This window comes from Cohnella suwonensis, from assembly GCF_042655365.1.
Taxonomy (GTDB): domain Bacteria; phylum Bacillota; class Bacilli; order Paenibacillales; family Paenibacillaceae; genus Cohnella; species Cohnella suwonensis.
In genome coordinates this window covers 273,292-296,840 of record NZ_JBHSMH010000005.1, presented here as the reverse complement: position 1 = coordinate 296,840, position 23,549 = coordinate 273,292, and the positions used below count along the sequence as shown (strand labels likewise).

The window sequence follows — 23,549 nt, the reverse complement described above, 5'->3', positions numbered from 1 at the left end:
GAAAAGGAGATTGCTCGTCGATTTGACTTGGCCCGAACGAGGTACGTTCAAAGGTATCGAGTTGGAAAAGAGTTTTGTACGTTGTCCTGCGTGAAAGCTTATATCGACGCTTACGACGGTAGGGCGTGATTCTGCTGGAAGCCGAAGGCTTCGTTGCTCATGTAGAGAATATCACGCTGGCCCGCCTTGACTTTGGGAAGATGAGAGTGCGTTCGATGGGAACACTCGGCATTCTGTATGTTCCGTTCAACTTCGACGAGATGGACAAGAAAACGGAAGCCTGCCGACGGCAGTTGTATGGCGAGCTAAATGGGAGATCGTCGTCCGAATAGGCCGCGTAGTACGCTGACAGCGAGCTAAATGGGAGGTCGTCGTCCGAATTTGGTCGCGTTGTACGCTGGCAGCGTGCTAAATGGGAGGTCGTCGTCCGAATTTGGTCGCGTAGTACGCTGGCAGCGTGCTAAATGGGAGGTCGTCGTCCGAATAGGCCGCGTAGTACGCTGGCAGACGTGCTAAATGGGGGATCTTCGTCCGAATAGGTCGCGTAGTACGCTGACAGCGTGCTAAATGGGGGATCTTCGTCCGAATAGGTTGCGTAGTACGCTGACAGCGTGCTAAAAGGGGGATCTTCGTCCGAATTGGTCGCGTAGTACGCTTGCAGCGTGCAAAATGGGGATCGTTGGCGGAATTGATTGCTTCAGTTTCGCTTCTACTGTCCCAAGCCCTGTTGACTCCCGCCATGGCGGGTGCTATAGTAATACGTATTAAGCGTTGCGGAACGGCCGGCCATAGGGACGGCAAATTACGCGGACGCTAGCCGAGTAGAGACGAGAAGAGATGAGCGGAGCTGCCGAATCCGGCACGCCCGACCGAGTGGTCGCGCGATGCGGTTAGCCGGCGGACTAACCTTATCGATTTTAACGCATCTCTGCGAAGCAGAGGTGCTTTTTTGTTTCTAAAAGGCGATCAGGCCGCATTGGCGGCAAGGGAGAGATGAGAGATGGATCAGCGCGAGCTTCAAGGGATCAAGTCGATGGCCGGACAATACAACGTCATTCCGGTCGTGCGCCGTTTGATGGCGGACACGGAAACGCCGATACGGGTGTTCCAGCACCTGAGCAAGGATAAGCGGGCATTTTTGCTGGAAAGCGTGGAAGGCGGCGTGAAATGGGCGCGGTATTCGTTCATCGGCACCGATCCTTTCCTCGTGCTGAAGCTCAAAAAAGGCGAGTTGACGCTGGAGCAGAACGGCATAATCGAGTCCCATAGGACGACGGAGCCGCTCCAATTGCTTCGGGAGAAGCTTCGCGGATACCGTAGCCCGTCGTTGCCGGAGCTGCCTCCGTTCACGGGCGGGGCGATCGGATTTTTCGGATACGACCTGCTGCAATACTACGAGCGGAAGCTGCCGCCGCACAAGCATGACGACTTGAACATGGACGACATGCAATTCATGTTCTGCGACCGCGTCATCGTGTTCGATCACTTTAAGCAGCAAGCGCTCGTCATCGGCAACGTGCATATCGCCGAGGGCGCGACGGACGCCGATATCGAAGCCTCGTACCGAGAGACGCTAAACGCGATCGACGACACGATCCGCCGCATTCAGCAGCCGTTGCCGATACAACCGTCGAGAGGCGCGCCGCCGCAAGATCCGGATCTCGGAAACATCTCGTCGAACTTGAGCAAGGAGCAGTTCATCGACAACGTCAATCAAGCGAAAGAGTACATTCGCGCGGGAGACATTTTTCAAGTGGTGTTGTCCCAGCGGTTTCATATCGAGACGGAGGTCGATCCGCTTCACGTGTATCGAGTCCTTCGCACGATGAATCCGTCGCCGTACATGTACATCCTGAAGCTGGACGACGAAGTCGTCGTCGGCACGTCGCCGGAGCTGCTCGTCAAAGTGGACGACGGCAAAGTGGAAACACGCCCGATCGCCGGCACGAGGCCGCGCGGAGCGACGCCGGAAGAGGACTTGGCGCTCGAGAAGGAGCTGCTCGCGGACGAGAAAGAACGCGCCGAGCACGTCATGCTCGTCGATCTGGGCCGTAATGACTTGGGCCGCGTATCCACGTTCGGCACCGTCAAATGCGACAGTTACATGGAGATCGAGCGATACTCCCACGTCATGCACATCGTCTCGAACGTCGCCGGCAAGCTGCGTCCGGACAAAGACTTCTACGACGCGTTCCTGTCCTGCCTGCCGGCGGGCACGGTGTCCGGCGCTCCGAAGCTTCGGGCGATGGAGATCATCGCCGAGCTCGAGAACGAAGCCCGGGGCGCGTATGCAGGAGCGATCGGCTATCTCGGATTTTCGGGTAACCTGAATACGTGCATCACGATTCGGACGATCATTTTCAAACACGGCAAAGCGTACGTGCAAGCGGGTGCGGGCATCGTGTGGGACTCCGTTCCGGAAAAAGAGTACGAGGAAACGGTCAACAAGGCGAAGGGGATGCTTAAGGCGATCAGAGCCGCGGAAGCGGCGTTCCCGCCAGCCGGCCAAGCCAAACGCAATGAGAACGGGTTCTCCGCCGTACTGGCCGGAGACCGCCGCACGAATCTCGACTACGACTGAGAGAGGGGATGACTCGACATGAACGAAACGATGACGTTCAGCTTGCCTCAAGCGCTCGCGAGGCTGATGAACGGTGACGACTTGACCCGCGACGAAGCTTACGCCGCGATGACGACGATCATGAAGGGCGAAGCGACCCCGGCGCAGATCGGCGGCACGATAATCGCCCTTCGAATGAAAGGCGAGACGGTGGACGAGATTACGGGTTTCGCCGAGGCGATGCGTTCCTTCTCCAGCCGGGTCGCGACCGAGAACGAGGATCTGCTCGACACGTGCGGAACCGGCGGCTCCGGCATTCATAAATTCAACATTTCCACGGCGTCGGCGATCATCGCCGCGGCCGCGGGCGCGCGCGTCGCCAAACACGGCAACCGCGCGATGAGCGGCAAAGCCGGCAGCGCGGACGTGCTCGAAGCGCTCGGCGTGAATATTAACTTGACCGCGGAGCAAGCTGCGGTATGCTTGGAACGTACGAATATTTGCTTCATGTTCGCTCAACTGTACCATCCCGCGCTGAAGCACGCGGCAGTCCCTCGCCGCGAGCTGGGCGTTCGGACGATATTCAACATGCTCGGACCGCTCGCCAATCCGGCGAACGCCGATCGCCAACTAATCGGTCTATACGATAGAACGAAGACGGCGACAGTGGCCGAAGTGCTCGGCCGTCTCGGGCTGAAACGCGCGATGGTCGTCGGCAGCCACGACGGTCTCGACGAGATCAGCTTGTCGGCGCCGACGCAGGTGTCGGAGCTGAGGAACGGCGAAGTGACGACGTACGACATCTCGCCGGAGCAGCTCGGCTTGATCCGCGTATCGCTAGGGGACGTGCAAGGAGGCAACGCGGTCGAGAACGCCCAGATCATTCGCAGGGTGCTCGGCGGCGAACGAAGCGCATACCGCGACGTCGTGCTCGCGAACGCGGGCGCGTGCATCTACGTCGCCGGCCGCGCGGAATCGCTCGAAGACGGCGTGAAAGTCGCCGCGGCGACGATCGATGCCGGCCTCGCGGCGGAAAAATTGCAGCAATGGATCGCAACGACGGGAGAAGTGAGCCATGTTTCTTGATCGCATCGTCGCCACCAAGCAACGCGAAGTGGAGACGCTAAAACAAACGTTATCGATTGCCCAAGCGGAGAAGGAAATCTCATCGCTGGCCGCTTGCCGCGGTTTCGAGGCGGCTCTCGTGAGGCGCAACCGCCCGGTAGGACTGATCGCCGAAGTCAAGAAGGCGAGCCCGTCCAAAGGGCTCATCCGTCCGGACTTCGATCCGGTCGGCTTGGCGCAAGCTTACGAGCAAGCGGGAACGGATTGCATCTCCGTCCTCACGGACGTCGACTATTTCCAAGGCAGCAACGCTTACTTGACAAGCATTCGTTCGGCCGTGAACGTGCCGTTGCTGCGCAAGGATTTCACCGTGGACGAGCGTCAGATTTACGAAGCCCGCTTGATCGGCGCCGATGCGATCTTGCTGATCGCCGCGATACTGTCGAAGAGCCAGTTGTCGGATTTCCATACGCTCGCCCGGGACCTCGGTCTGGACGTGCTCGTAGAGGTCCACAACCGCGAAGAGCTCGAAGCCGTGCTCGAAGTCGGCAAGGCGACGCTGATCGGCGTCAACAACCGCGACCTGAAGACGTTCGTCACGGACCTCGGCGTTACCGAACGGCTGATCGGCCTCATGCCGAAAGACGTCGTCGCCGTTAGCGAGAGCGCGATCTCTTCTCCGGGCGACGTCGCGTTCGTTCGCAAGGCGGGCGCGCAAGCGGTGCTCGTCGGCGAGCATTTCATGCGGCAACCGCAGGTCGGCCAAGCGGTGAACGATTTGCTCGGTCCGGTCGCGAAAGAAGGCGCTTGAAAATGAACGAAGCGAAGGTCGCTACGGCGGTCAAAATATGCGGCATCAAAGAAGAAGCGACGTTGGTAGGCATGGGCGGACTCGACGTCGCCTATATCGGCTTCGTGTTCGCGAAAAGCAAGAGGCAAGTGACTCCTGAGCGGGCGGCTCGATTGCTCGAAGTCGCCCGAGGCGTGCCGATGGCCGGCGGCAATCGTCCGCTCGCCGTAGGCGTATTCGTGGATCCGTCGATGGAGGAGCTAGAGGCGACGCTTGCCGCCGTGCCGCTCGACGTCGTTCAATTGCACGGGAAAGAGACGCCGGCGTTTAGCCGCGAAGTCGGAGAGCGCTTCGGCGTGGAAGTGTGGCGCGCATTGCCGGTCACGGAAAGCTCCGAAGAGGAGCCGACGGACGGGCCGGCCAGATTGACCGCTTATGAAGGCGCCGTATCGACGATATTGCTGGACACGGCGGGCGGAGGCACGGGCAAGACGTTCCGCTGGGACGTCATCCCTTCTTATCAGGAGGCGGCCAAGGCGAACGGCTTGCGTTTGTTCGTCGCCGGCGGCTTATCGCCGGATAACGCGGACCGACTGATTTCGGCTTACCGGCCGGCAGGCGTGGACATCTCCAGCGGCGTGGAGACGGACGGAACCAAGGATAACGGGAAAATCGCCGCATTCGTAGAAAGGGTGCATCTACCATGAGCCAAATGCAATCGCAAACGAAACCGTACGACGGGAAACAGGTGCCGGACGAGAACGGCCGCTTCGGACCATTCGGAGGCAAGTACGTCCCCGAGACGCTCATGAACGCGCTTATCGAGCTGGAAGAAGCCTATTTGAAATATAAGGACGACCCCGATTTCCTCGAGGAAGTCCGCTATTTGCTCAAGCAATACTCCGGTCGACCTACGCCGCTATACTACGCGGAGAGACTGTCGGAGCAATTGGGCGGAGCGAAAATCTACTTAAAGCGCGAAGATCTGAACCATACGGGCGCGCACAAAATCAACAACACGATCGGGCAAGCGGTGCTCGCCAAAAGGATGGGCAAGAAAAAGGTCATCGCCGAAACGGGAGCGGGACAGCATGGCGTCGCCTCGGCGACCGTCGCCGCCTTGATGGGACTCGAATGCAAAGTGTTCATGGGCGAAGAGGACACGAAGCGTCAGCAGTTGAACGTGTTCCGCATGAAGCTGCTCGGCTCCGAGGTCATTCCCGTCCTATCGGGAACTCGGACCCTCAAGGACGCCTGCAACGAAACGCTGCGTTACTGGGTCAGCCATGTCGACGATACGTACTACATTCTCGGTTCGGTCACGGGACCTCATCCTTATCCGATGATGGTGCGCGATTTCCAACGCATTATCGGCCTTGAAGCGCGGGAGCAAATCCAGCAAGCCGAAGGCAGATTGCCCGACGCGGTCGTCGCGGCCGTCGGCGGCGGAAGCAACGCGATCGGCATCTTCCATCCGTTCGTCGGCGACGAAGGCGTTCGCTTGATCGGCGTGGAAGCGGCAGGCCGCGGCGTCGACACCGAGGAGCACGCGGCGACGATGACGAAGGGGCGCCCCGGCGTGTTCCAAGGCTCGATGAGCTACGTTCTGCAGGACGAAGGCGGTCAAGTATTGCCGGCGCACTCCATATCCGCGGGCCTCGACTACCCTGGCATCGGACCGGAACATGCATACTTGAAGGATACGAAGAGAGCCGAATACGTACCGATTACGGACAAAGAGGCGCTCGACGCGCTCGGCTTGCTGTCCCGAACGGAAGGCATCATTCCGGCGCTCGAATCCGCCCACGCGATCGCTCATACGCTGAAAATCGCGCCGACGATGGGCAAAGATCAAATCATCGTCGTCAGCTTGTCCGGACGAGGCGACAAAGACGTCGAATCCATTATGGGCTACTTAGCGGCAGAGGAGGGGCAAGCATGAGCGACCGGAACGAAACGAACATCGCGACCAACCTGATCGACGACGTATTCGCGCAGCTGAAAGAATCGGGCGAGACGGCGCTCATTCCTTTCCTGACGATGGGAGATCCGGACTTGGAAACGTCGATCGCCCTCGTCCAAGCGGCCGAGAGGGCAGGAGCCCACATGATCGAGCTCGGCGTGCCGTACTCCGATCCTCTCGCGGACGGTCCCGTCATTCAGCGCGCGTCCGAACGCGCTCTTCGCAATCGGATCAGCCTCATGGATTGCATCCGCGTCGCTTCCAAGGCGAGAGACCGCGGCGTGAAGCTGCCGTTCATTCTGTTCAGCTATTTCAATCCGGCGTATCAGCTCGGCTTGGAGAAGTTTTTCGGCCTCTTGAAGATCAACGGTTTCAGCGGAGCGATCCTGCCCGACTTGCCGCTCGAAGAAGACGCGGAGACGCGCGCGCTCGCCGAAGCGTACGGCATTCATCTCATTCCTCTCGTCGCGCCGACTTCCGAAGCGCGCGTCGAACGCATCGCCGCCAAGGCGAAAGGATTCGTGTACTGCGTATCGTCGCTCGGCGTCACGGGCGTACGCTCGACGTTCCACGAAGGCATCGACTCGTTCCTCGCGACCGTTCGCCGCGCGGCCAGCGTGCCGATCTGCGTCGGCTTCGGCATCTCGTCCCGCGAGCATGCCGAGCGATTCGCGGGTCAATGCGACGGCGTCATCGTCGGCAGCGCGATCGTCCGACAAGTCGAAGAAGCGTTGCCGCTGTTGACTTCGTCTTCCGCCGAGGAAAGAAAACGGGGCTTGCAGGCCGTGGAGGACTTTATTTCCGATCTGAAGCCGCGGAAGGCTACCGTCTAGCAAACGATAAGCGCATCCGATTAAATGCAATCTGTACACCACCGCGTCGATGTGTCACAATAGAAGCACATGTTCATCCGGAGCGCCTGCCGCTTCGTCTTTCGGGACGAGGCGCTTACGCTCCGTTTGCCTTTACACAGGAGGGAATCCACTATGCAACCGAAACCGAATATCGTCCACTTGCCGGTTTATCAGCCGGGCAAGCCCGTCGAAGACGTCAAGAGGGAGCTCGGGTTGACCGAGGTCATCAAGCTCGCATCCAACGAAAATCCGTTCGGCAGCTCGCCGAAGGCGCTCGAAGCGATCCGGAACGAATTCGAGAACATCAGCATTTATCCGGACGGCGCCGCCGTCGAGCTCACGAACGCCATCGCGGCGCGCTTCGGCGTGAACGCGGATCAAATCATATTCGGAGCGGGTTCCGACGAGATCATTCTCATGATCGCGCGCGCTTACTTGAGCCAAGGCGACGAGACGATCATGGCGGACATGACGTTCCCTCAATATAAGCACAATTGCACGATCGAGAACGCCTCGATCATCGAAGTGCCGCTGAAAGACGGCACGCACGATTTGCCGGCGATGCTCGCCCGCGTGACCGACAAGACGAAGGTCGTCTGGGTGTGCAACCCGAACAATCCGACAGGTACGATCAATACGGCGGACGAGGTGGAAAGCTTCCTGTCCGAGGTACCTGCCGGCGTGCTCGTCGTCCTGGACGAAGCGTACTGCGAGTATATCGACGATCCTTCCTTCCCGGACGGCCTCGCCTTGCTGAAGAAATATCCGAACGTCATCCTGCTTCGGACGTTTTCCAAAATATACGGCCTCGCGTCGCTGCGCATCGGCTACGGCATCGGACGCCCGGACGTCATTCGCAGCATTAACCAAGTGCGCGAGCCGTTCAACACGTCCCGATTCGGCCAAGCGGCCGCTCTCGCATCGCTGCAGGACGAGCAATTCGTCGCTTCTTGCCGCGAAGCGAACAAGAAAGGCCTCGTCTACCTGAACGAGAAGTTCGCTGAACTCGGCCTCGATGCGTTCCCGGCTTACGGCAACTTCATCATGGTCGACGTTAAGCGTCCGTCCCAGGACGTTTTCGACGCTTTGCTGCGCAAAGGCATCATCGTCCGCGGCGGCCATAAGAAATATCCGACGCATATCCGCATTACCGTCGGCAGCCAAGAGCAGAACGAGAAGGTCGTCGCAGCCTTATCCGCCGTCCTGCAAGAAATCGCGGTAAAGGTGTGAAGGCATGAGCGGAGAGTTTAGCGGCTTCGCGGCGCCGAACGGCAACGCGGAGAGTCATAAAACCAAAATCGCCATCTTCGGCGTCGGACTCATCGGCGGCTCGCTGGCGCTTTGCTTCAAAGGCAAGCCCGGTCTTGAAGTCGTCGGCCACTCCGTCAACGCGGCTTCTACGGAGAAATACGTCTCGCGCGGCGTCGTGGACAGAGCGACGACTTCGATTGCGGAGGCTGCGAGCGATGCCGATTTCCTCTTCCTATGCGTGCCCGTCGGCAGGCTCGAAGAATACGTCGACGAGCTGTCCCGACTGCCGTTGAAGCCCGGCTGCATCATTACCGACGTCGGCAGCACGAAAGCTTCCGTCGTTCGCCACGCCTCGAAGCTCAAGCTGCAAGGCGCCGTCTTCATCGGCGGCCATCCGATGGCGGGCTCCGAGCGCTCGGGCGTCGAGGCGGCGAGCTTGCACTTGCTCGAGAACGCCTACTACGTGCTGACGCCGTCGGAGGGCACGCCGGAAGAGGCGGTCGAGAAGCTCGAGAAGCTGCTCAAGCTGACTCGCGCCCATATCGTCAAGACGGACGCGGTTCAGCACGACGATATCGTCGGCGCCATCAGCCATCTTCCCCACATGATCGCGGTCGCTCTCGTGAACCAGATCGCCGGGTATAACGAAACGAACGAGCTATACCGCACGTTGGCCGCCGGCGGCTTCAGGGATATTACGCGCATCGCGTCCGGCGATCCTTATATATGGAGGGACATCCTCCTGAACAACCGCGACGTCATGCTGAAGCTCGTGAAAGAATGGCAGGAAGGCATGGAGCGATTTGCCGGTCTTATCTCCCGCGAGGACGGGGACGGGATCGCGGAAGAGTTCCGGCGCGCCGGGGATTTCCGCAGCCAACTGCCCGAAAGGCGCAAAGGAATGATCACGTCGCTGTACGAATGTTACGTCGACGTGCCTGACCATCCGGGCATCATCGGGAAAATCGCCACGGAGCTCGGACAAGCGAAGATTAACTTAAGCAACCTGCAAATCATCGAAAGCAGGGAAGACGTTCCCGGCGTGCTTCGGCTTTCCTTTAAGCAGGAGGACGACCTGGATCGGGCGACGGCCTTATTGCAATCGATCGGATACGACGTTCATATGTAAGGCGGAGAAGACGCGCGCGAATCGGCGGCGACCCGCAGGAAGGCGACCGGCAACGGTCGTCTTTTCTATGGAAAAGACGAATGAAACCGTTTTAAAATAAAATGTAAGCGCTTATTGACAAAATGTAATCGGATACATATAATAAAAGTACAGTATGGTTTCTCTCCACTCCTATCCAATCCTTGCACTATGTGCGACCGCCCTCCGGGGCGGATTTTTTTTTGCCCGCGAACCGATAGGAGGCATCGCAGGGTTTCGGTCCTAAAGACTTGGTAAATGGACAGCATTTCCTTAGAAAATTGAGAAATTTTTAAGCGCAAATAGGCGATTCCTGTGATACAATAACTCATAGAATTTGTAAAATACTGGCTTATCAAATAGACATGCGCCGCAGGGCGCAACTTTTTCGTTTTTGGCCGGTACAATTGTGTAAGACCGCCGGCTGCGAACGTTCACCCAAATACGGGGGAGGGTCGCGAACATGATGACCGATTCCCAATTAATTCGGGAAATCAAGGACGGTAACGTAGAGATGTATTCTACGCTTATGGGTCGATATCAGAAAAAAATACTGGCTTTCGTATATCATATGCTCAAGAGCGCCAAGCTGGAAATGCTTGCGGAAGACATCAGCTCGGAAACGTTCTACAAAGCTTACCGAAGCTTGCATTCCTTCCGGGAAGTCGACGCATCGTTCTCGACGTGGCTATATACGATCGCACGCAATACGGTTCTCAGCGAGTTGCGCAAGCAGAAGAACGCGCACCAATCGCTGGACGACTCCACATACATACCGGCCGCGCCTCACGAAGAGGCGCCCGAACAACGGCTGCTGCAGAGCGAGAAAGTCACAATGGTCAGGGAAGCGATCAACAGCTTGCCCGAGAAGCAGCGGTCCGCGCTTATCCTCCGCGAATACGACGGGATGGACTACCAGGAAATCGCCAACATCCTCGGTCAGACGGTAAGCTCGGTCAAATCGTTGCTGTTCAGGGCAAGAGCCAGCGTGAAGACGCAAATGGAATCGTACTTTGCTGAACCGTCCATCATGAAGGAGTACGAGGAGATGAAGCTGCGATGAAATGCGAAGAAGCGGGCGAATGGTTCGGCATCTACCGCGACCTTCCGGAACACTCGGAAGAGAGGTTGGCGGTCGATCTGCACGTCGCCGGATGCCCGGAATGCGCGGAAGAATTCCGGATGTGGGAAGAGAGCGCGCTGCTCATTCAGGAATTGCCTTTAAGCGACGCCGATGAAGAGGAAACCGTCTCCTCGGCATGGGTGAACCAGAACGTCATGAACCGGATATACGCGGAGCAAAGCTGGTTCATGCCGACCGTGCGGCATTCCTATTCGTTTACTTTCGCGTTCCGGAAGAAGATCGCCGGCGTTTTGGCGGCGATGTTCGCCTTGTTCGTAGGCGGCTTCCTGTATACGATATACGATCGGGTGACAGACGGGGGCCGGGCGAGCTCCGACTTACTGGATTCCGCGAGCCTATTCTCCACCAGCCATCAAGCGGGCGACAACGTCCATTTCGACGTTCCGATGGCCAGCCTTAGCGATCCGATCATGCTGAACGTATCGCCCGCCGCCCCGGAATATTGGATTGCCCTTTCCATCGTCGGCATGATCATGACGCTCCTGATCCTGAATTGGTTCTCGCGGGTGCGTACATGACGATGGCGACGAGAATGGGATGGATACGCCATGGCATCACGGAATGGAACCGGCTGGGCAAGATCCAAGGCGTAACCGACATTCCGCTCTCCGAGGAAGGCGCGGAGCAAGCGCGCAAGCTGGCCGAACGGCTTTCCGCCGAAGGCGGGCATTGGGACGGCATCTATTGCAGCGACTTGAAGAGGGCGCGCCGTACGGCCGAGATATTGGCCGAACGGCTCGACATTCCTCTCGTGACGGATGCGAGGCTAAGAGAACGGTCTTTCGGCAAAGCGGAAGGCATGACGCCGGAAGAACGGTTGGCCGAATGGGGAGTAGATTGGCGCGCGAACGTGCCGGATCAGGAGAGCGACGAGGTCATTCGGGCAAGGGGACACGACTTCGTGGACGAATTCTCGCGGCGGCATCCCGGTCAATCGTGGTTGATCGTCACCCATGGCAGCTTCCTCGCTAGAATGCTGCAATCGCTATGCGATGACTTGACGGACTCGCATTTGCACAATATGAGCTTGACGATACTGGAGAGGCAAGCCGAAGACCTCAAGAACAACTGGAAGCCTCATCTTCACAATTGCACGCTTCATCTCGCCGCACCGTCGGTTAAACGATAGGTTTCAAAAGATCCGGCCGACGGCCGGATCTTTTTTGCGCCCACGATTCAGCATGTATACGTTTCACGCTTATCCATTGCCGAATCGTCTACGCAAAGCTGCTTCAGCGTCCAGCGGGCGCAGTAGGCGTTTTTGCTCGGGCCAACGTTTAAGTCTATTTCCTCGCGACAATACTGTTAGATATACCTCCAAGAAGCGGGGAAAGCCGATGAATTTGGCCGACATGCTCAGTTATTCGGATATCGCCGAATTGTCGGCGATCGCCGAGGCATACGGCTGCGAATGCAGCAGCCATTCCAAGAACGAATTGATCCAGTCGATCTTATCGACGGTGCAGCGCAGAGACGTTCTCGAATCGAGAGTGGGCGAGGTAACGGGCAATGACTTGAGGTTCCTGAACTCTCTTCTGTTCGAGAGCAGGTCCGCATACAGCTTGGAAGAGCTGAAAGCGAGGGCGATCGGCGGGGAGTCGTCGGGCGCTTCGACCGGCCTTGTCGTCGCCGGGAATACCGGGGATACGGCAGCTTCGGCCGTGACGAAGCCGCTGGCCGCGAAGGGCAAGGAACGGAAGAAGAAGACGGATGCGGTCAAGTCGCCGCCCGGACCGGACGAGACGGCTCGCCAGTCGATCTCCCGGTTCAAGAGGAACGGCTGGCTGTTCAACGGCTTTTCCCAGCATACGAGATATTTGTTCCAAGTGCCGGAAGACGTGAAGACGCGTCTCGGAGACGCCCTCGAGAAGAGATTCCGTCATTCGCTCGACTTCGTTTCCGAACCGCCGGCATACCGCGACGAAGCGAGCTTGCTCGCGGAAGACGCGGGCGCTTTCCTGAAATACGTCCGCGATAACGATGTGCCGCTGACGTCGGACGGAGTGATGTACAAGAGGCAGCTGTCGCTCGCGCTCGAGCGGATGTCGGTATCGGAGACGATCCCTTCCCGAGGAGGCTGGCGTTTCGGGTATGGGCGCAAGTTCAGGGACTATCCGGACCGATTCTCTTTGCTGTACGATTACGTCTATTCGGAAGGCTTCGTCGCGGAGCTGGCGGATCGTCTCGAATTGACGGAGCAAGGGCGCAACGCGGCGGACGGATTCGCCAAGACGGACCAAACGAAGCTATACCGCTGTTGGCTTCGGCAATACAAGGCTCCCGTGCCGAATTTAACGACGCTCGCGCAGTGGATCATGCGGCTGACGCCGGAGTGGACGACGGTCGATTCCGTCTGCCGCATTCTCCAGCCGCTCGCGCGTTCCTACTATTACGACACCCAGAGGGACGTTCTCGAAAATAGGGTTCTGCGCATGCTCATGCACCTCGGCGCCTTACGATGGGGCGAGACCGACAAGGGCGAAGCGGTCGTGAAGCTGACTTCCCAAGGCAAATCGCTCATCTCCGGCATCCCTCCCGCGTCTTCGGAACGATAGGCGAGGATACATTGATCGGAATAGGGGCGTTTGTCTTGAGCGGGGCGGACCGCGATGAATATGCTTGTAGTGGGAGCCGAAATTCGGAGGTGCAACGAATGGACAACATGAAAGTCGCCTATGAGACGATGCTGGGATTGGCGGCGGAAATGGTCCTGGACGAAGCGCTGCGCAATTACCGGACGGAGAAAATTTATAACGCCATCGACGATGCGCTTGCGCAAGGAGACGCCGAGTCGTTCCGCCGCCTGACCGACGAACTGAAAACGATTCAGCGATAAGGATGCGTACCACCGGATCGGCTCGGGTTTACCGATCTCCCCATGCGATAACCCGGCCATCGCGGCCGGGTTTTTTTCGCGCGTCCGAATCAGCCGAAGCCGTGTTTGCTTGGCGATTGATTTGTAGTACGATAGTAGCCATACGCATATTGACGAGCAGGAGAGGACTTTACGCATGAAATTCAGCGAAATCGGCGAGGAAAGCTGGCCGGATCTGCAGCCTTATCTCGATACTTGCTTCCTCCCGTTATCCGGATTGACCGGAGAGGAATCGCCTTGGGACGCGACGGAGAAAATCGCCAGGACGGGCGAATGGCTCGTTCCTCTCGAGCAAGCGTTCCGCGGGAGGACCGTTACTATGCCGGCCTACCATTATAATGGCTTAGACAACGGCCGTGCCGCCGCCATCAACAGGCTGATCCGAAATTGCAGAAGCGCCGGCTTCCGTTACGTCGTCGTCGTGAGCGGCCATCCGTTGCGATTGGACGAGCCGCTCGAAGCGGACCTCGTCGTGCAACCGGAAAGCGACGACGAGCAACCGGAAGCGGCCGGTATCGGCAAATCGGTTGCCGATTTGTGGCGAAAGCCGTCGTCGGCGCCTCCATCCGCGGTTTAAGGCGGCGGCTCCGCGCAGCGCGATATCGGAAAGAGGCACGAATAAGCGATCGATATCGCGTAAACACTAGGCAGACACGGCCCGCGGTGAAATGTGACAATTTGAGAACATTTTAACGGCGTCGAACCCGACAGGCGATGGAACTCCCGGAGCCATTCTTGACGCTCCATAACGCGTGGGCTATTATAGTTATGTCCTTGTGAACAGATTGTAAAAGTCCGTACCGGACGCAAGATTGGTGTGGCAAAGGGGGTAGAATGAATGGACCACAATACGCAGCAAGAAACCACGCACAAACCGGTCAAGCGGAAAGAAATGTCGAGACGTCAGTTTTTGTCTTACACGCTTGGCGGCGCAACAGCCTTCATGGCCGGCGGGGCCATTTTGCCGATGCTTCGCTTTGCCGTAGATCCAATATTGGTTAAAAAGCAAAAAGGTAGCTTCGTTAAAGCCATCGAAGAGAGCAAAGTGACGAACGAGCCTCAGCAAGTCGACTTCAAGGTTCACCAAGTCGACGGTTGGTATGAAAGCGATCCTAAGATGCAAGCTTGGATTACTAAGGGCGAAGACGGCACAATTTTCGCGTTGTCTCCCGTGTGCAAGCACTTGGGCTGCACGATCGGTTGGAGCGGCGAAGAAGCGCCGAACAAGTACCACTGCCCGTGCCACGGCGCGCAGTACGACAAAAACGGCAAAACCCTCAAGGTTGCGCCGAAATCGCTAGACGAATACCAGGTCAAGACGGAGAACGGATGGGTGTACCTAGGCCCGCTTGTACCGAATAGTCGCGTTTAGAAGGAGGGCGTTTCGTCCCAATGTTCAAAAACATGTACAACTGGATCGACGAACGTCTGGACATTACGCCGATGTGGAGAGATATCGCCGATCACGAGGTGCCCGAGCACGTCAACCCGGCGCATCACTTCTCCGCTTTCGTGTATTGCTTCGGCGGACTGACGTTCTTCATTACCGTCATTCAGATCCTCTCGGGGATGTTTCTGACGATGTATTACGTCCCGGATATCATCAACGCTTATTACAGCGTCGATTACCTGCAGCACCAAATCGCGTTTGGCGCGATCGTGCGGGGGATGCACCACTGGGGCGCGAGTCTCGTTATCGTAATGATGTTCCTACATACCCTTCGCGTATTTTTCACGGGTTCCTATAAGGCGCCTCGGGAAATGAACTGGGTTGTCGGCATGTTGATTTTCTTCGTCATGTTGGGTCTCGGATTCACGGGTTACCTGCTTCCGTGGGACAACAAAGCGTATTACGCGACGAAGGTCGGTCTGGAAATCGCGGGATCTGTACCTTTCTTGGGCGAATACATCAAGGAGTTAATGAACGGCGGCACGATCGTCGGCGCGCAAACGCTGACGCGGTTCTTCGCGATCCACGTGTTCTTCCTGCCGGCCCTGCTGCTCGGATTGTTAGCCGGACACTTCTTTATGATTCGTAAACAGGGCATTTCCGGGCCGCTGTAAGAGAGGGGGAGTGACTAGCGATGGCACATAAACATGATCCAAACGAAAAAGTCGTCTTCGTAGGCGATTCTCGCATACGAAAAAGGGATTACTCGAACGTGGTGCCGCCTGACTATACCGCGTTTCCCGGCAAGTCTGAGGCTTTTATTCCGAACTTCTTGCTGAAGGAATGGATGGCCGGCGTCGTCGTGCTCGTCGGATTCCTGACGTTGATTATCGCGGAACCGGCTCCGCTCGGCTATCCGGCGGACCCGCTGAACAGCTCGTTCATTCCGATGCCGGACTGGTACTTCTTGTTCATGTACCAGCTGCTGAAATATCCGTACGCCTCGGGCGATTATATCGTTCTCGGCATTCTGGGCTTATCCGGTATTCCGTTCATCGCCCTGTTACTCGCTCCGTTCCTGGATACGGGCAAGGAGCGCCGCTTCTATCGACGTCCGATCGCATCATCCCTGATGCTCGTATCGGTCGCGGCGGCAGCTTACTTGACTTGGGTTTCTTGGGATCACTACCAGCACGAGCTGGAAGTCAACGGAGTGACTCCGGAGCATATCGTTCGGGAGATCAAAGCCGAAGAAGCGGTGGAAAAAGGCTTGCCGCGTCCGATTCCGGGCAAAGAGAAGATCGCGGCGATGGTTGAAGCCGACGATCCCGCTTTCACCGAAACGATGACGCAAGCCCAATGTATCGCCTGCCACGGCGCGGAGCTCGAAGGCGGCGGTGCTCCTACGCTGCGCGGCATCGGCGACGTGCTGAGCAAGGAAGAGCTTGTCGAGACGATCACGAACGGCAAAGGCTCCGGCATGCCAGCTTTTAAAGCGGACTTGTCCACGGAACAAATCGATCAAATCGCGACTTGGCTGTCCAAGCAAAAAGCGGCGCAGTAAACCGCTAGCCGGCTCGCTATCGAAAAACCTGACCGTACCGGTCAGGTTTTTTTTGAGAAATAGCGGCGAGGTCCGGTTCAACCGGACATGCCCGAAAGGAAGAGAGTTATGGCTTGGTTGAAATGGATGCTGTCCCGTAGCATCTTGCTCCATCCCGCTACGCTGTGGATACTAATGCTCGTCTACGTTCCCGGCACGCTGTACGGCTACTATTGGTACAAAGACCAGTTGCAAAGCGTCTGGAACGACAATCCGGCTTGGCAGCTTCCTTTCGTTCCAGATAGTCCGACGGCGTCGTTGTTCTTCGCGGCGGCCGTGCTTTGGCTATGGGTTACTCCCAGCCCGTCCAAGCGGCGCCGGGTGAATGCCGTACGGGGAATCGTCGAGGCGCTCGGCGTCGTCACTTCAGTGAAATACGGCATTTGGGCGACGGCGATCATTTTCGCCGGACAAGCTCAAGGCGACGTCTTGCAGTGGGAACATTGGATGCTTGTCATCGGGCATTCGGCGATGGCGGTTACGGCGCTGCTGTACGCGAGGTTTTTCTCGTTCGGCGGCTATTCGCTCGCGGCCGCGGCCGCTTGGACGTTCCTGAACGATACGGTTGATTACTCCTACGGCGTCTATCCGTATTTGCCGTCCGAGCTCGACGACGATGTTGATTACGTTGCCGCTTTCACGTTCCTGCTGACGGCGCTAAGCGTCATGTCGGCGGCTTTGGCACGCTTCGTGCCTTCTTCGGGCAGGGGGGCGGCCCATCGGGCGGACAAGTCGTTCTAAACGCGGACATCCCTTCATATCCTTACGGATAGGAGGGGATGTCCGTGTTTGCTTTCGGGTGGTTCATGCAAAGAAGGAGACGGATGCTCGTCGCCGCGCCGCTGGCGTTGTTATTCGCCGCGCTCTGGCTGGCGCAGACGGCACCCGTATCGGCGAAGCCGAGCATTGCCGTTCAGTCTTCCTACGATCGATTTCTCGCGGGGGCGGAATCGTTGTACAGGGCGGTCAACGAGGGGAATTGGGACTTGACGAGGGACAAGCTCAACGCGTTGGAAGAGCAGCTCCGCAGATTGCCCATGGAGGGCATCGCCACGGCGGAAGGCATTCAGGCGCTCGCCAATAGCATGACGGACATGAAGAGGGCGGTCGCGACGGTCGGACCCGACGAACGGAAATGGAAGGAAGGCGCGGCGCGGCTTCGTCTCGCGGCGGACGCGCTCGCCCATCCGGATCGTCCGATCTGGGTCACTTACCGCAAAGTTTTCAATGACGATATCAATAAGCTCGAAGCCGCTTTGCCGAGCAAATCGGCCGCGTCCGGATCGTCGTCTGCGAGCGAGTCGGCGAAAACGGCATTCGGTCAGTTGTCTTCCCACTACTCGGTCGTAAGGACGGCAGCCTCCTTGCAAGCGGAGCCTTCAGCCATCGAGCGGGCGGATTCCGCGTTCCGATACGCTTCGCGATTGATCGGCGCGGAATCGACGCAGACGGAATTGCTGCGGGGCATCGCGATCCAATTGCGGGACGCGCTGGACGGCTTGTTCCCGGAGGAAGCGCCGGCGGCGTTCGTGCCGCCGCTCGGTACAGTGCCGCCGTCGTGGGGATGGTCGGCGACGATCGGCTCGTTTATCGTGACGGTGCTATCTTGGGTCGGATGGAGACGATACAAGGAGGATCGGTTCGCGGAGCATTCGGTTTCCCGCGGCATGGACGAGGGCAAAGAAGACGCCGCGAAGAAGTGGATCGATCAATGGAAAACAAAGAAATAGACGGGAAACGGGCTTATTCTTCCCGGAAGCCCTCCCCGAGCACGTCATGTACTTCGCTGATGACGATAAAAGCCCTCCGGTCATGTTGACGGACGAGGCTTTTTAATTTGCCGATTTCGAACCTGCTGACGACGCAATAGACGACCATTTTATTGTCGCCGGAGTATGCGCCGACGGCGGGCATGAGCGTGACGCCGCGATCGAGCTCGTTCGTGATGTGTTTGGCGAGTTTCTCGGGCTCTTGGCATAGAATCGTGAACGCTTTGGCCGCGTATGCGCCCTCTTGGATGTAATCGATGATTTTGGAGGCGATGAACACGCTGACGAGCGTATACAGCACTTTCTCCTTCGGGATGAACAGCAACGAAAGGCCGAGGATCAGCACGTCCAGCGTCAAAATGATCTGCCCCATGCTCCAGCCCCGAAGCCTGTGCAGTATACGGGCGATAATATCGACGCCCCCGGTCGTCCCGCCGGCGCGGAAGACGAGTCCGAGCCCGATGCCGAGCGTCACTCCCGCGTACAGGACGACGAGAATGAAATCTTGATCGGTACGGAACGGCGCCATCCATCCGTTGTCGACGAGCCGTTCGGCGATCCAGAGAAAGAGCGACAGCATCAACGTGCCGGCCAGCGTGTACACCATAGCGTTCTTGCCGAGCTGCCGCCAACCGAGCGCGAACAAAGGCAAGTTGATGACCAAGGAGGTCAGCCATACGGGCAAGTCGAGCGCGTAGTTCAACAGTACGGCGACGCCGGTCACTCCGCCCTCCATGAGCATGTTAGGAATAATAAAGTATTGCAGGCCGAAAGCGTAAAGCGCCGTGCCCGCCGCGAGCAGGCACCACGTCTTGACTTCGTTCCATATGCGGGAATGGTTCATGCGAGAAGATTCCTCCAAAAATGCATTTGTTTTCGATTACGTCTTACGCTAACATAGAATATAAACCTTCACGAAAGGATACGGACGATGGGACAATCGCGCATTGCCGGCAAGGCATTGGCGGAGCGTACGCTCGCGGATATTCAGCGCGACGTCGACGCCTATATTTCGCAATTCGAAGAAGGCTACTTTTCCCCGTTATCGATGCTTGCCCGGATGTCCGAGGAAGTCGGCGAGCTGGCGCGGGAAGTGAACCACGCCTACGGCGAGAAGCCGAAAAAGAAAGAGGAAGCCGATAATTCCATCGAGCTGGAGCTCGGCGATATTCTATTCATCGTCGCTTGCTTCGCCAATTCTCTCGGCATCGATCTGACGGAAGCGCACCTCAAGGTGATGGATAAATTCAATACCCGGGACGCGAACAGGTGGACTAGGAAGAACACCGATAACGCCTGACCGACATATGCTGAACTATCCCCGAAAGAAGGGAGGATGGTCGGCATGGACGGGGAAACGTGCCTCCGGCAGGCATACGATGCCATCTTCCGGGGAGATTTCGAGTCGGCGATGAACGGTTTCTCCCAAGCGATCGCGCTGGAGCCGGACAACGCTACTTATTTGCATAGCGGTTCGATCACCTGCGCGAGAAACGGGAGATTGCCCCAGGCGCTCGCCTACGCGCGGCGCGCCGCCGAGCTGCAACCGGACAATCCGTCGTATCAGCTGCACTTGCGAACGCTTTTATCCAAGCAACGCATTTACGAAGCCCGGATATTGCTGGCACAACCGGCGCCGAATATCGACGAGAGCGCGAAGCTGCTGAAGGATGCGACCCAGTTGGATCCTTTGTCCGCCGAGGCAAGGCTGATGCTCGGTATTCTATACCGGATGCAGCGCAATTACAAGCTCTCCCTGGATAGCTTGCGCGATGCCCTTCAGCTCGATCCGCAGAACGAGGAAACGAAACGTCTTCTGAGCGAAGTGCGCGCGGAAAGGCGACGGGCGATCAAACAACAATACTCACACTACAATTCGCAAAGGAACTGGTGAACATGTCGCAAGTCATTAAAGTCGCCGTGGCGGGCGCAACGGGGAGAATGGGCCGCGAAGTCGTTAGAATGGTGTTGGAGGATCCCGAGTTTCGGCTCGTCGCCGCTGTCGCGTCGACGGCGGAGCCCGTTGACGCCGGGACGCTCGTCGGGAAACCCGACACCGGCGTCATCGTCTCCCGCGTCTTGGCGGACGCGCTGGCCGCGACCCGTCCGGACGTGCTCGTCGACTTTACGAATCCGAAGTCCGCGATGCCCAACACGGAAGCGGCGCTGGCCTACGGCGTTAGGCCGATCATGGGCACGACGGGATTCACGCCGGAACAGATCGCCGCGTTGGACAAGCAGTGCCGCGAACAGGGCATCGGCGGCTTGATCGCGCCGAACTTCTCGATCGGCGCGATTCTGATGATGAAATTCTCGGCGATGGCCGCCAAATATTTTCCCCACGTCGAAATCATCGAATACCACGGCGATCAGAAGCTGGACGCGCCTTCCGGCACGTCGATCAAAACCGCGGAATGGATCTCCCAGGCGCGCCAAGAGATGCGCCAAGGCAACCCGAACGAGGAAGAAGTGATCGAGGGCGCGCGCGGCGGGTATTATGACGGGTTCCGCATACATAGCGTAAGGCTTCCGGGCGTATTCGCCCAGCAAGAGGTCGTGTTCGGCGCGTTCGGGCAGACGCTCAAGATTCGCCACGATTCTTACGACCGCGCCGGATACATGCCCGGCGTGAACACGGCTATCAAGAAGGTCATGAACGCAACCGGCATGGTATACGGTTTCGAGCATTTCCTAGACTAACGGAGGAGAGTTGCACCCATGATCGATATCGCACTTATCGCGCACGACCGGAAGAAGGACGAAATGGTCAATTTCGCCATCGCTTACGAACACGTACTGAAGCATCATCGACTGTACGGAACGGGAACGACGGGCACTCGCATAATGGAAAACACGGAATTATCCGTTCATCGCTTCATGTCCGGTCCTCTCGGAGGGGACCAGCAGATCGGCGCCCGCGTCGCGGAGAACACGATGGATTTGATTCTCTTCTTCCGCGATCCTCTCATGGCGCAGCCGCACGAGCCGGACATCATCGCTCTTCTTCGCCTGTGCGACGTGCAGGGCATTCCGGTCGCGACGAACGTGGCAACCGCCGAATTGTTGATCAAGGCGCTCGAAAGAGGCGATTTCGCTTGGCGCGAGCTCGTACATAAGTATAAACCGGGGCTCGACACGAATGAGTGAGCCGCTCGATCTGCTCGTCTTCGCCGCGCATCCGGACGACGCGGAGATCGGCATGGGCGGCACGATCGCCAAGCATGCAAGATCGGGAGCCAAAGTCGGCATCATCGACTTGACGTACGCGGAGATGTCTTCGAACGGCAACGTCGAGACGAGGCAACGGGAAGCGGCCGAAGCGTCGGCCATTCTCGGCCTTGCCTTGCGCGACAACCTCGGCTTGCCGGACCGCCGCCTGTCCGCCGTCGCGCAGCAAACCGACCTGATGGTCGCCGCGATCCGCAGGCATCGTCCGCGGTTCGTGTTCGCGCCCTACCATATCGACCGCCATCCGGATCACGTGACGTGCAGCCGAATGGCGGAGGAAGCGACCTTTAACGCGAAGCTGAGAAAATACATGCCCGACATTCCCGCATGGACGGTCGAGCAATTGTTCTTTTATTTCATTAACGATACGCATGCGCCGCAGGTGCTCGTCGACGTCGGGGATTTCCACGCCGTCAAGATGGACGCGCTGAGAGCCTATCGTTCGCAATTCATGCCCTCAGGCAACGAAGCGGACTGGGTCGACACGCCGCTCACCGGCGCGTATTTGGACAATATCGAGGCGCGGGACAGGCTGCTCGCGCAGCAGAAGAAGTGGAAGTACGCGGAAGGGTTCATCGCCAAAGGCCCGATCGCGATCGAACGCTTCTAATGTCGAACGTTCGGGGAATATACTAAAAACGATCGAGCGTTCAAGAGTTCGATTTTCAGCACAGACCTCCCGATATACTTCGTGATCAAAAACGAACTTTTTGAACTACCTTTTGTAAGGAGGAATCGACGTGAACCGTCCGTTAAAAATAGGTATCACCTGTTATCCGTCGCTCGGCGGATCCGGCGTCGTCGCAACGGAGCTGGGTAAGCTGCTGGCGGAGAAAGGGCACGAGATCCATTTCATCACGCACAGCATGCCGTTCCGATTAGGGAAGTTTCATCGCAATATTTATTATCATGAGGTCGAAGTTTCGGATTATTACGTGTTCCGGTACCCTCCTTACGATTTGTCCCTCGCCAGCAAAATGAACCAAGTCGCCAGGCTGCAGAAGCTGGACTTGTTGCACGTCCATTACGCGGTTCCGCACGCGATATGCGCCATCCTGGCCAAGCAGATGGTCGGCGACGGCCTGAAGGTCGTCACTACGCTTCACGGGACGGACATTACGGTGCTCGCTCAGGACGAGTCGCTGAAGGACATCATTCGCCTCGGCATTCGCGAGAGCGATGCGGTAACGGCCGTCAGCCGAGACTTGATCCGCGAAACGCGGGAGCTGCTCGACATTCACGAGGAAACGATCGATCTGACGTACAACTTCGTCGACAAGCGAATCTATTATCCGCGGGAATGCTCCGATCTGAGAAGCGACTACGCGGAACCTCACGAGAAGATTCTCATGCATATCTCGAATTTCCGCCCCGTCAAGCGGACGCAGGACGTCGTCGACGTGTTCGCCAAGGTGAATGCGAGAATGCCTACGAAGCTCGTTCTCGTAGGAGAAGGTCCCGATTTGCCGAAAATCCAAACGAAAATCCAAGCGATGGGCTTGACTCACCGCGTTCACTTCCTAGGCAAGCAAGACGACGTCGCGCAAGTGATATCGACGGCGGACTTGTTGCTGCTCCCTTCGGAGAAAGAAAGCTTCGGACTCGTGGCGCTGGAAGCGATGGCTTGCGGCGTTCCGACGATCGCATCGGTGGCCGGCGGCATTCCGGAGCTGATCCAGCACGGCAAATCCGGCTTCCTTTCGCCGATCGGGGATACCGACGACATGGCGGCCAACGCGATCCGGCTGCTGAGCGACGAGAAGCTGTACGCGGACGTCAGGGAAGCTTGCCTGCAGCGGGCTCATCACGATTTTTGCAACGAATCGATTACGGCGCAGTACGAGGATATTTACTACCGCGTGCTCGGCATGCCGGCGAACGCGCGTACTCCGGTCTGTTGCAGCGAATGA

Annotated in this window: 27 protein-coding genes; 26 read left to right on the top strand and 1 reads right to left on the bottom strand. The window is 57.9% G+C overall.

All coding sequences use genetic code 11. The annotated features are described in order from the left end of the window. Nucleotides 1–125 precede the first annotated feature (125 nt). From ACFPPD_RS03460 to ACFPPD_RS03365, 20 genes are all read left to right on the top strand, one after another. Nucleotides 126–332, top strand: a complete 207-nt coding sequence (locus tag ACFPPD_RS03460; protein ID WP_209743154.1) for a hypothetical protein — start codon at nucleotides 126–128, stop codon at nucleotides 330–332. 668 nt (nucleotides 333–1,000) lie between these two features. Next, nucleotides 1,001–2,581, top strand: a complete 1,581-nt coding sequence (trpE, locus tag ACFPPD_RS03455) for an anthranilate synthase component I (RefSeq protein WP_209743152.1) — start codon at nucleotides 1,001–1,003, stop codon at nucleotides 2,579–2,581. A gap of 18 nt (nucleotides 2,582–2,599) precedes the next feature. Next, the gene (gene trpD / locus ACFPPD_RS03450) at nucleotides 2,600–3,646 is read left to right on the top strand and encodes an anthranilate phosphoribosyltransferase (protein WP_209743150.1); all 1,047 of its coding nucleotides are present in this window, start codon (nucleotides 2,600–2,602) and stop codon (nucleotides 3,644–3,646) included. Then, on the top strand, nucleotides 3,636–4,436 hold the full coding sequence (gene trpC / locus ACFPPD_RS03445) for an indole-3-glycerol phosphate synthase TrpC (RefSeq protein WP_209743148.1): 801 nt from the start codon (nucleotides 3,636–3,638) through the stop codon (nucleotides 4,434–4,436). The genes trpD and trpC overlap by 11 nt, the downstream gene beginning before the upstream one ends. A 2-nt stretch (nucleotides 4,437–4,438) precedes the next feature. Further along, nucleotides 4,439–5,122 carry a phosphoribosylanthranilate isomerase gene (locus ACFPPD_RS03440; protein ID WP_209743146.1) on the top strand — a complete coding sequence of 228 codons (684 nt, stop codon included), beginning with the start codon at nucleotides 4,439–4,441 and terminating at the stop codon, nucleotides 5,120–5,122. Next, entirely contained in the window at nucleotides 5,119–6,357 is a 1,239-nt protein-coding gene (gene trpB, locus ACFPPD_RS03435) for a tryptophan synthase subunit beta (RefSeq protein ID WP_378081242.1), read from the top strand. The genes ACFPPD_RS03440 and trpB overlap by 4 nt, the downstream gene beginning before the upstream one ends. Further along, nucleotides 6,354–7,211: a tryptophan synthase subunit alpha gene (gene trpA, locus ACFPPD_RS03430; protein WP_209743144.1), complete on the top strand. Its 858-nt coding sequence runs from the start codon at nucleotides 6,354–6,356 to the stop codon at nucleotides 7,209–7,211. The genes trpB and trpA overlap by 4 nt, the downstream gene beginning before the upstream one ends. Nucleotides 7,212–7,364: 153 nt before the next feature. After that, complete coding sequence (gene hisC, locus ACFPPD_RS03425) at nucleotides 7,365–8,462, top strand: histidinol-phosphate transaminase (RefSeq protein ID WP_209743142.1); 1,098 nt, start codon at nucleotides 7,365–7,367, stop codon at nucleotides 8,460–8,462. A gap of 4 nt (nucleotides 8,463–8,466) precedes the next feature. Next, a complete protein-coding gene (locus tag ACFPPD_RS03420; RefSeq protein ID WP_209743140.1) occupies nucleotides 8,467–9,612 on the top strand; it encodes a prephenate dehydrogenase in 1,146 nt (381 codons plus the stop codon). Between the two features lie 484 nt (nucleotides 9,613–10,096). Then, entirely contained in the window at nucleotides 10,097–10,693 is a 597-nt protein-coding gene (locus ACFPPD_RS03415; RefSeq protein ID WP_209743671.1) for an RNA polymerase sigma factor, read from the top strand. Then, nucleotides 10,690–11,292, top strand: coding sequence for an anti-sigma factor family protein (locus ACFPPD_RS03410; RefSeq protein ID WP_209743138.1), 603 nt, complete (start codon nucleotides 10,690–10,692; stop codon nucleotides 11,290–11,292). Before ACFPPD_RS03415 ends, ACFPPD_RS03410 begins: the two co-directional genes overlap by 4 nt. Continuing rightward, nucleotides 11,289–11,903, top strand: coding sequence for a histidine phosphatase family protein (locus ACFPPD_RS03405; RefSeq protein WP_209743136.1), 615 nt, complete (start codon nucleotides 11,289–11,291; stop codon nucleotides 11,901–11,903). Before ACFPPD_RS03410 ends, ACFPPD_RS03405 begins: the two co-directional genes overlap by 4 nt. 208 nt (nucleotides 11,904–12,111) lie before the next feature. Next, on the top strand, nucleotides 12,112–13,329 hold the full coding sequence (locus ACFPPD_RS03400; RefSeq protein ID WP_209743134.1) for a hypothetical protein: 1,218 nt from the start codon (nucleotides 12,112–12,114) through the stop codon (nucleotides 13,327–13,329). 98 nt (nucleotides 13,330–13,427) lie between these two features. Next, entirely contained in the window at nucleotides 13,428–13,610 is a 183-nt protein-coding gene (locus tag ACFPPD_RS03395; protein ID WP_209743132.1) for an IDEAL domain-containing protein, read from the top strand. A 175-nt stretch (nucleotides 13,611–13,785) separates the two neighbouring features. Next, nucleotides 13,786–14,226, top strand: coding sequence for a DUF2487 family protein (locus ACFPPD_RS03390; RefSeq protein WP_209743130.1), 441 nt, complete (start codon nucleotides 13,786–13,788; stop codon nucleotides 14,224–14,226). A gap of 261 nt (nucleotides 14,227–14,487) precedes the next feature. Beyond that, entirely contained in the window at nucleotides 14,488–15,021 is a 534-nt protein-coding gene (locus ACFPPD_RS03385) for a Rieske 2Fe-2S domain-containing protein (RefSeq protein WP_209743128.1), read from the top strand. 20 nt (nucleotides 15,022–15,041) lie between these two features. Then, a complete protein-coding gene (gene qcrB / locus ACFPPD_RS03380) occupies nucleotides 15,042–15,713 on the top strand; it encodes a menaquinol-cytochrome c reductase cytochrome b subunit (protein WP_209743126.1) in 672 nt (223 codons plus the stop codon). Nucleotides 15,714–15,733: 20 nt separating this feature from the next. Next, nucleotides 15,734–16,603: a c-type cytochrome gene (locus tag ACFPPD_RS03375; RefSeq protein WP_209743124.1), complete on the top strand. Its 870-nt coding sequence runs from the start codon at nucleotides 15,734–15,736 to the stop codon at nucleotides 16,601–16,603. 108 nt (nucleotides 16,604–16,711) lie between these two features. Further along, nucleotides 16,712–17,383, top strand: coding sequence for a DUF1405 domain-containing protein (locus ACFPPD_RS03370; RefSeq protein WP_209743122.1), 672 nt, complete (start codon nucleotides 16,712–16,714; stop codon nucleotides 17,381–17,383). Nucleotides 17,384–17,427: 44 nt separating this feature from the next. Continuing rightward, a complete protein-coding gene (locus ACFPPD_RS03365) occupies nucleotides 17,428–18,372 on the top strand; it encodes a sporulation protein YpjB (protein WP_209743120.1) in 945 nt (314 codons plus the stop codon). 13 nt (nucleotides 18,373–18,385) lie between these two features. Here the strand turns inward: ACFPPD_RS03365 and ACFPPD_RS03360 are convergent, their stop codons facing one another. Next, nucleotides 18,386–19,255: a YitT family protein gene (locus ACFPPD_RS03360; protein ID WP_209743118.1), complete on the bottom strand. Its 870-nt coding sequence runs from the start codon at nucleotides 19,253–19,255 to the stop codon at nucleotides 18,386–18,388. Between the two features lie 87 nt (nucleotides 19,256–19,342). Between ACFPPD_RS03360 and ACFPPD_RS03355 the strand changes: the two genes are divergently transcribed. The 6 genes from ACFPPD_RS03355 (at nucleotide 19,343) to bshA (ending at nucleotide 23,549) form a co-directional block, all read left to right on the top strand. Then, the gene (locus ACFPPD_RS03355) at nucleotides 19,343–19,711 is read left to right on the top strand and encodes a nucleotide pyrophosphohydrolase (RefSeq protein WP_209743116.1); all 369 of its coding nucleotides are present in this window, start codon (nucleotides 19,343–19,345) and stop codon (nucleotides 19,709–19,711) included. A 45-nt stretch (nucleotides 19,712–19,756) separates the two neighbouring features. Then, a complete protein-coding gene (locus ACFPPD_RS03350) occupies nucleotides 19,757–20,305 on the top strand; it encodes a tetratricopeptide repeat protein (protein ID WP_209743114.1) in 549 nt (182 codons plus the stop codon). Nucleotides 20,306–20,307: 2 nt separating this feature from the next. Next, a complete protein-coding gene (gene dapB / locus ACFPPD_RS03345) occupies nucleotides 20,308–21,111 on the top strand; it encodes a 4-hydroxy-tetrahydrodipicolinate reductase (RefSeq protein WP_209743112.1) in 804 nt (267 codons plus the stop codon). An 18-nt stretch (nucleotides 21,112–21,129) separates the two neighbouring features. After that, nucleotides 21,130–21,558 carry a methylglyoxal synthase gene (locus ACFPPD_RS03340; protein ID WP_209743110.1) on the top strand — a complete coding sequence of 143 codons (429 nt, stop codon included), beginning with the start codon at nucleotides 21,130–21,132 and terminating at the stop codon, nucleotides 21,556–21,558. Then, the gene (gene bshB1 / locus ACFPPD_RS03335) at nucleotides 21,551–22,249 is read left to right on the top strand and encodes a bacillithiol biosynthesis deacetylase BshB1 (RefSeq protein ID WP_209743108.1); all 699 of its coding nucleotides are present in this window, start codon (nucleotides 21,551–21,553) and stop codon (nucleotides 22,247–22,249) included. Before ACFPPD_RS03340 ends, bshB1 begins: the two co-directional genes overlap by 8 nt. Before the next feature lie 130 nt (nucleotides 22,250–22,379). Then, on the top strand, nucleotides 22,380–23,549 hold the full coding sequence (gene bshA, locus ACFPPD_RS03330; RefSeq protein ID WP_209743106.1) for an N-acetyl-alpha-D-glucosaminyl L-malate synthase BshA: 1,170 nt from the start codon (nucleotides 22,380–22,382) through the stop codon (nucleotides 23,547–23,549).